5 protein-coding genes are annotated in these 8,268 nt (G+C 40.7%); 2 read left to right on the forward strand and 3 right to left on the reverse strand.

Annotation, left to right across the window (positions count from 1 at the left end; genetic code table 11):
• The first annotated feature begins 232 nt into the window (after window positions 1-232).
• On the forward strand, window positions 233-1,138 hold the full coding sequence (gene htpX, locus FTV09_RS11270; protein WP_067763362.1) for a protease HtpX: 906 nt from the start codon (window positions 233-235) through the stop codon (window positions 1,136-1,138).
• A gap of 97 nt (window positions 1,139-1,235) precedes the next feature.
• Here the strand turns inward: htpX and FTV09_RS11275 are convergent, their stop codons facing one another.
• From FTV09_RS11275 to FTV09_RS11285, 3 genes are all read right to left on the reverse strand, one after another.
• On the reverse strand, window positions 1,236-1,829 hold the full coding sequence (locus tag FTV09_RS11275) for a DUF4112 domain-containing protein (RefSeq protein ID WP_067763364.1): 594 nt from the start codon (window positions 1,827-1,829) through the stop codon (window positions 1,236-1,238).
• A gap of 143 nt (window positions 1,830-1,972) precedes the next feature.
• Window positions 1,973-3,310: a magnesium transporter gene (gene mgtE, locus FTV09_RS11280; RefSeq protein WP_067763366.1), complete on the reverse strand. Its 1,338-nt coding sequence runs from the start codon at window positions 3,308-3,310 to the stop codon at window positions 1,973-1,975.
• A gap of 230 nt (window positions 3,311-3,540) precedes the next feature.
• Window positions 3,541-6,651: a multidrug efflux RND transporter permease subunit gene (locus FTV09_RS11285; RefSeq protein WP_067763368.1), complete on the reverse strand. Its 3,111-nt coding sequence runs from the start codon at window positions 6,649-6,651 to the stop codon at window positions 3,541-3,543.
• A gap of 375 nt (window positions 6,652-7,026) precedes the next feature.
• On the opposite strand from FTV09_RS11285, the gene FTV09_RS11290 reads away from it, so the two are divergent.
• Entirely contained in the window at window positions 7,027-8,151 is a 1,125-nt protein-coding gene (locus tag FTV09_RS11290; RefSeq protein WP_373687704.1) for a glycerophosphodiester phosphodiesterase, read from the forward strand.
• Window positions 8,152-8,268: the final 117 nt, after the last annotated feature.

An 8,268-nucleotide genomic window follows, 5' to 3' on the forward strand; every position in this document is an offset into this window, starting at 1 on the left:
AAAATGTTTTCTAACTTAGACCAGTGTTGATCAGTCAACATTGTACGAGGCATAGCGAGGAGTAGATTTGGTTTGGCGATTAAATTCTACTTTCTCGCTATTTTTTTTGCACAGTAAATGTCAACAGCCCCTAATTTTTCCTTGAAATTTTAGGACTTTCACCTCATATTGGCTTTAATGATTTTTTAATTTGTAAATCAGATTATTTTTTTATAATAAGAGGATTTCCCCAATGATGCGGATTGGTTTGTTCTTGCTAACCAACCTCGCGGTACTGGTTGTAGCTGGCATAATCTTGTCACTCTTCGGTGTCGGTAGTTACCATGGTGCTGGTGGCCTAAACTTAGGCAACTTGCTAGTAATCTGTTTTGTGTTCGGTATGGTGGGTTCAATGATCTCACTATTCATGTCGAAATGGATGGCGAAAAAAACCACTGGTACAGAGCTGATTGACCCTAATGCACCACGTAACCAAGCAGAAGCATGGTTATTAAACGAAGTTGCGCAACTTGCTCAACGTTCTGGTATTAAAATGCCAGAAGTAGGTATTTTCCCTTCGTATCAGTCAAATGCCTTTGCAACAGGCTGGAATAAAAACGATGCGCTTGTAGCTGTGTCTACAGGTTTGCTTGAACGTATGAACAAAGATGAACTACGTGCAGTTCTTGCCCACGAAATTGGTCACGTTGCTAATGGCGACATGGTGACTTTGGCGCTGGTACAAGGTGTAGTCAACGCCTTTGTTATGTTCTTCGCACGTGTTGCAGGTGATTTCATTGACCGCAATGTTTTTGGTCGTGAAGAAGGTGAAGCACCGGGTATCGCATATTTTGTGATTACGATTGTACTAGATATTGTCTTCGGTATCGCCGCGTCTGCCATTGTAATGTGGTTCTCTCGCTACCGTGAATACCGCGCCGACGAAGCTGGTGCGCGTCTAGCTGGTAAACAAGCGATGATTTCTGCTTTATTACGTTTACAAGCAGAATCTGAAATGCCAGATCAAATGCCTAAAGAAATGAAAGCGTTTGCAATTTCTGCGGGTCAAGAACAAGGTTTCAGCTTAGCTGCCTTATTCCAGACTCACCCAACGATTGAGCAACGTGTAGCTGCATTACAACAATTAGATTGCCCATAAGCAACTAAAAGTTCAAACAGCAATAAAAAGCCTCCACATGGAGGCTTTTTTTTATTTTTAAACATCACCCTGAATAGGCTTTATCAGTACAGCTTTTTTAAACAATGCCCTGTACTTGTAGCCATTGCAACAGCAGACTGCCTCCCATCCAAATCGCAAATGCAAAAATAGCTAAAAATAGCAGGCCTAAAATATCGGGTATATGAATCCAAATCCAGGCCACAACTGGATTACGCCAAAATGCAGATTGTTGCTGCTTCCGCTCTAGGTTTTCATGTAAAAATGGATGAACAACATGAGTATCAGATTGAATTTGGTATTCTTCTCGAATATGTGTATGTACAACATCTAAGGCTTTACGACTCGGACGTATAAAAACATCAAAAATTGTTCCTGCTACTGGAATAAAACCGACAACTGCGTCCATGACCGCTAATTTCATTACGCCATTGAGTTTCGCTTGCGGTACACCAATCTGCTTTGCTTTATAAATCGCATAACAAGTGAGGACAAATCCTGCAATATCACCTGCAACAGGAATTGTACTCAGAGCAGCATCAGCCCCGACGCCCTGCTTGGTAAATGGAATACGCACCACAGAATCCATCATATTGGCAAACTTGGCTAAATCGCGCTCTAAGCGAATCACCTCTTGCTGGCTAAGTTTTTTTGAAGATGCAGGTTCTGGCATAGAAAACGTATCGTTGGGTAAATGCAATCTACTTGAGAATAAAGCAGTTTTTTACTCAGGTCTGTTATGATTTTATAAATGCTAATCTAAGATGAATTTAAAGTGCTTAAAGGATTTATTTAAGGCAACAGAAGCCCGATAATTTAAAGTAGAAGCTGTGAAGCAATAAATAAATACACCACCACGCCTGTTGCATCACAAATGGAAGTTACTAACGGTGCAGATGCACTTGCAGGGTCTAGCTTCAAACGATTCAGGATGAAAGGTAGGCTCATTCCAATTAAACAGCCCATCAGCACAATGCCCATCATACTCAAAGCCAACACCAGTGAAACCATAAGATCGCCACGGTAATAACCTAAAATAGAGACTGCAAACGCCATGGTGCCACCTAAACATAGCGCGACTAAACTTTCACGCCCAAGCAGATACAACCAATCTTTAAACTGCACATCGCCTGTGGCCAGTGCTCGCACCATCAATGTTGCAGACTGAGAACCTGCATTTCCACCACTGCCAACCAATAAGGGCAAAAAGAAAACCAATACAATATTTGCGGCAATAATGTCTTCAAAATGTGCAATGCCAATCCCGGATAACAAACTGCCAAAAACAAGAAATACCAGCCAATACACCCGTTTTTGATAGAGTTGCAATATCGGGGCAGATTTAAGACTCAATTTAGATGATGCATCGACAGCACCAGATTTTAAAAAATCTTCTGTTGCCTCTTCTCTGGCCACATCCATTGCATCATCATGTGTCACAATACCCACCATCACACCGGCATGATCTATAATGGGTAATGCCAGTAAGTCATAACGAGCAATGGTTTTGGCTACTTCATTCTGATCGCTGTCAAAATATGCAAAAATAATATCGGTCGCCATTAAATCACTAATATTGCTTTGTTCTTCGGCAAGTATTAATTGTTTGAGCGATAAAACACCCAGCAGCTTTCTTGCTTCATCAAGTACATAGGCCAAATAAATGGTTTCCGAATCGGGTGCCTCATAACGCAACATTTTAATGGCATCTTTTACCGACATATTCGGTTTTAAGGTGGCATATTCGGAGCTCATGATGGCCCCTGCCGTACCTTCTACATAAGAAGAGAGCTGCCGAATATCTTCACGCTCGGCCTGTGCCAATGCAGGCAATAAAGTATTTTGCTGCTCGTGATCTAAACATTTAAATAAATCGACACGCTTGTCTGAAGGCATTTCGCCCATAATTTCAGCCAAGTCTGTTCGCGTTAAACCGTGTGCAAATTTTACTTGTTCTTCGGGTTTGAAATATGAAAATACATAGGCGCGTGCAGGAAGATGCAGTAGCAGCTTTTGACTATTCTCTAAAGGTAATTGTGCCAAAATATCAGCCAAATCTGCGGCTTTAAACGTTTTAACAGAGTCTAATGCCAATGCAATATCTTGCTTGCTTAATGCATCATTTAAAAGATATAAAAAGTTGTTGTAGCTCATGCTCGCCCCCTATTACCCAACCTATGTAATAGGGCCGCAACGGCTCTTATTTTATTTGCCGAATGAACCCACATAATAATGTTGGTAAATATAAATGTTTGAAATTTGGTGTATCTGACAACTGTGCCTGTCCATTTAGGGATTTAATCCTCATCAAACCGCTTATACGGCGCAGCAATACTACGAAAAACTGTTACATTTCTCAACCTTTACAACGAAACCTAAACAATTTAATCACTTATGTTTCTTTTAACGGACTTGGGCTTAAATAGAGTACGTATCAATACATACATAAATGGAGTAAAGATCAGGACCAGTACCGTGCCGAAGATCACGCCCCCCAGCACACTCACGCCAATTTCCTGACGGCTTGCTGCGCCTGCACCAAAAGCGAAGACCAATGGTAATATACCTGCGCCAAATGCCAATGAAGTCATTAAAATTGGTCTAAGCCGTAAACTCGCACCTTCTAAAGCAGCTTGCACCACTTGTTTTCCCTGCTGCTGCGCCACAGAGGCAAATTCCACAATCAAAATCGCATTTTTACATGACAAGCCAATAGTGGTAAGTAAAGCGATTTGGAAATAAATGTCATTTGGAAATCCGGCAATATAACTAAAGATAATATTGCCACCAATACCCAATGGAATTGCACTCATAACTGCCGTCGGGATACTCCAACTTTCATACAATGCAGCTAGACATAGAAAAATAAATCCAATTGAGACCAAATACAGCCAAATTGCTTGGTTACTAGACTTTTGCTCTTCAAAGGATAAACCACTCCAGGCCACATCCACTCCAGGTACTTGTTGCACAAGTTTTTTGACATCTTGCATGGCTTGACCACTGCTGACATTTTTTGCAGTATCTGCTTCCATTTGCAGCGCAGTATAGCCCATGAAACGGTTAACCACTTCTGGACCACCACTCCATGCAATGGTCGAGAAATTACTAAACGGAATCATTTCATTTTGATCATTTCGAACATGCCATGCAGCAAGATCTTCAGGCTTTGAGCGAAATTCGGCATCGCCCTGCATCATGACGCGCTTGATGCGGCCACGATCAATAAAGTCATTAATATAGCTGCCACCCCAAGCACTCCCTAAAGTACTATTAATGGCAGATTGACTCAAACCTAACGCCATCGCTTGCTTTTGGTCAATATTGACCTTCAACTCTGCTTTGTCTGGATTAGAACGTTTATCTAAGTTTTCAAAACTGGTGAATTGGCTGGCTTTATCTTGTAAAGTTTTAAATTGTTCTTCCAAATAAGCTCGACCTTCGCCATTAATATCACGTATCCAAAAATCGATACCATCCGTTTGCCCAAGTCCATTGACTGACGGTGGCATGTTGATATTAATTTGTGCATTATTAAAGGTTCTGAAATGCTTTAAAGCTCGCTCACGAATGGCTTGTGCAGAATTTTCTTTACCACTTCGCTCATCCCATGGTTTCAATGCAATAAAACCTTGTCCTAAATTTTGCCCTGTCCCCGAGAAGTTCCGACCATACCGCAGCATCACTAAATCAACATTGTGTTTTTCTTCAGTCAAAAAATACTGTCGAATCTGTTCACCAACTTGCTGGCTTTTGGCCATCGGTGCACCTTCTTGCAGCTTCAGTTGCACACTCAGGATACCTTGGTCTTCACTTGGAATAAAGCTGGTCGGCAAAGCACGATAAAACAGTGCGAAAATCACCACCAAGCCAGCAAACAATACCAAAGTAATGAGTCGATTTTTTACTGTGGCCTGAGCAATGGTCAGATATTTCAGTTTTAAACGCTCTAATGAAGTATTAAACCAAACGGCCCAACGCGCTGGCTGTGGATTGGGTTTTAAAATTAAAGCACACAAAGCAGGTGTTAATATCAATGCCACCATGAGCGACAGCCCCATGGCTGCCACTAAGGTAATAGAAAACTGACGATAAATAACGCCTGTCGAACCACCAAAGAAAGCCATTGGAATAAACACCGCAGTTAAAACCAGTGTGATCCCAATTAATGCACCACTAATTTCTTGCATCGACTCGATAGCAGCTTGTTTGGCAGTTAAATGCTGTTCATGCATTAAACGTTCGACATTTTCTACAACAACAATCGCATCGTCGACCAATAAGCCAATCGCCAAAACCAAAGCAAACAAGGTTAAGGTATTAATGGTCATACCCAAAACGTAGAGTATCGCCAATGTACCTAAGATCACTACAGGAACGGTTATCGCTGGAATTAAAGTTGCTCGCCAGTTTTGTAAGAAAATAAACATGACTAAAACCACGAGTAACACCGCTTCAAACAGCGTCTTTACGACTTCTTTAATAGACTCTTGTACGAAAGGCGTATTATCTCGTGGATAAACAATTTTATAGCCCTCAGGCAGTTGTTTCGAGAGTTGCTCAATTTCTTGCTTAATTAATGCCGATGTTGCTAAAGCATTAGCACCTGAAGCCAAAGAAATACCCATCCCTGAAGAGGGATAGCCATTAATTGTATTAATCCCCTGATAATTTTCAGCGCCCATTTCAACACGAGCAATATCTTTGAGGTAAACAAAACTGCCATCACGGCTAGATTTCACAATAATATTTTCAAATTCTTCGACTGACTTTAAACGTGAACCTGAGGTGACTTTGGCATTTAAATATTGATCTGCTTTGACAGGTAAATCACCAACAGCGCCTGCTGCAACTTGGGTATTTTGTGCTTCAATTGCGCTACGAATATCGCTTGGCATGAGGCTATATTGTTTTAATTTTAATGGGTTGAGCCAAATACGCATTGCAAACTGTGAGCCAAATACATCAACTTCACCAATCCCTTCAATCCGCGCAATATCTTGCTCAAGATGCGTCATCATATAGTCGCCAAGCTCAATATTGGAACTTTTCGACGTTTCATCATAGATACCAATCACCATGTGGGTATCACCCAATGATTTAAAGACATTCACACCTTGGCGCTGTACATCTTCCGGCAGTCGATTAATCACACCATTAATCGAGTTTTGGACTTGAACTTGTGCTGTATCAGGATCTGTACCATTTTCAAAACTGATACTGATTCGGCTACGCCCAGAGGAATCACTGCTCGAACTAAAGTACAGTAAGTTATCAATGCCTTTTATTTGTTGCTCTAGGACTTGTGTAACACTTTCTTCTACCGTTTCAGCAGACGCGCCACTATAACTCGCACTCACCGTTATTCTAGGTGGTGCAATATCAGGATAGCGCTCTACGGGTAAATTCAGCACGGCAAATAATCCGACTGCCATGACGATAATTGCGAGAACACCAGCAAAAATTGGGCGTTGAATAAAAAACTTAGACAGCATCAGTCCATGTCACTTTTAGATTGCGAGATTTAAAATGGTGATTTGTTGATTTTTTAAAATCTTATTGATAATCAATCACCATCAAGATGAATACAAGCCCATACTACATAAAAACCCATCATTCTGATGAATATGTAGAAAATATGGAGACGTATTTTCCACATCTATTTTAGTTAAATTATGTGACATTTAGCGGTCTGTCATCATTTGTTCTTTATCTGTCTGCACTGTATCCCCCTGCGTCTTCATTTTAAATAACAACACGCAGAGGCTTTCATGCTAAAACAATTAACAACCAAACTTTCAAAACGACAAACTTTACGGAAAGAACACACAGAACAAGGCATAGACCATCGTGCTAAAAAAAACTCAACAGTGCTGTTCTCTAGCTTCATTCTACTGAGTACATTCGGTTTAACTGCGTGTAATTCTGACGATAACAAAACTCAAGTGAGCAAACCGCCAGTATTACCAGATACTGGTTTTGTGATTGTCGGGCATCGTGGCGCAAGTGCTTTAAGACCTGAACATACTTTAGCGTCCTATCAAAAAGCCATTGATGATGGTGCGGATTTTATTGAACCTGATCTAGTTCCGACGAAAGATGGCTATCTTATCGCTCGTCACGAAAGTGAAATTAGCGGCACAACCAATGTCAGCTCCTTAACACAATTTGCAGACCGTAAAAAAACCAAGAAAATTGATGGTCTAGATTATACCGGTTGGTTTACTGAAGACTTTACTCTGAATGAACTCAACCAAAATGTAAAAGCCCGTGAACGGATTCCGCAATACCGCCCCACTAACACCACTTATAATGATCAATCCAGCATTCCAACTTTGGAACAAATTATTGAACTCACAGATGCTCATTATAAAAAGACTGGGAAAATTGTCGGGCTGTATATTGAAACCAAACACCCGACATTCTTTCAAAAGCAAAACTTAGCCATGGAAGATCGACTGCTTAGCACCTTAGCGAAGTATAAATACACCCGTGAAATTGCGCCTGTTTATTTACAATCGTTTGAAACCACCAATTTGAAATATTTCCATGAGCAGTTAGCACGAAGGAAAAGTTTAAAACACGCCAAAATTATTCAGCTACTGGATAGTCCAAATGCAATTCCAGGCGATTTACAAGATCAAGCTACACCTGCTAACTATGCCAGCCTAGCCACGCCTCAAGGTCTAAAAGATGTTGCAAGTTATGCAGATGGTATTGGCCCAAGTAAAACCTATATCTTTTCAAATAACGAGTTTAAACAAACCAACTTTGTCAAAGATGCCCATGCCGCTGGATTAAAGGTTCATCCTTATACTTTGCGTCCTGAAAATGGCTTTTTGCCGGATTATCTCAAGTGTAATCAAATAGCAACCGAACGCTGTGATAGCGGCGCGCTAAAAGAGTTTGAAAACTTTTACAAAGCAGGTGTAGATGGTGTATTTACTGACGATCCAGCATTAGCTCGTAAAGCACTGAATCAATTTCAGAAATAATAATTATCTATAGTTGATACATAAAAAAGACGCTTAAAAGCGTCTTTTTTTTATCAAAGTGGCTGAGATAAATAATCTGTGATGCCCTGTTTCACGACTTGCTGAGTGGCTGGAGCT

Origin of the sequence: Acinetobacter sp. YH12227 (assembly GCF_013417785.1) — a bacterium.
GTDB lineage: Bacteria > Pseudomonadota > Gammaproteobacteria > Pseudomonadales > Moraxellaceae > Acinetobacter > Acinetobacter gandensis.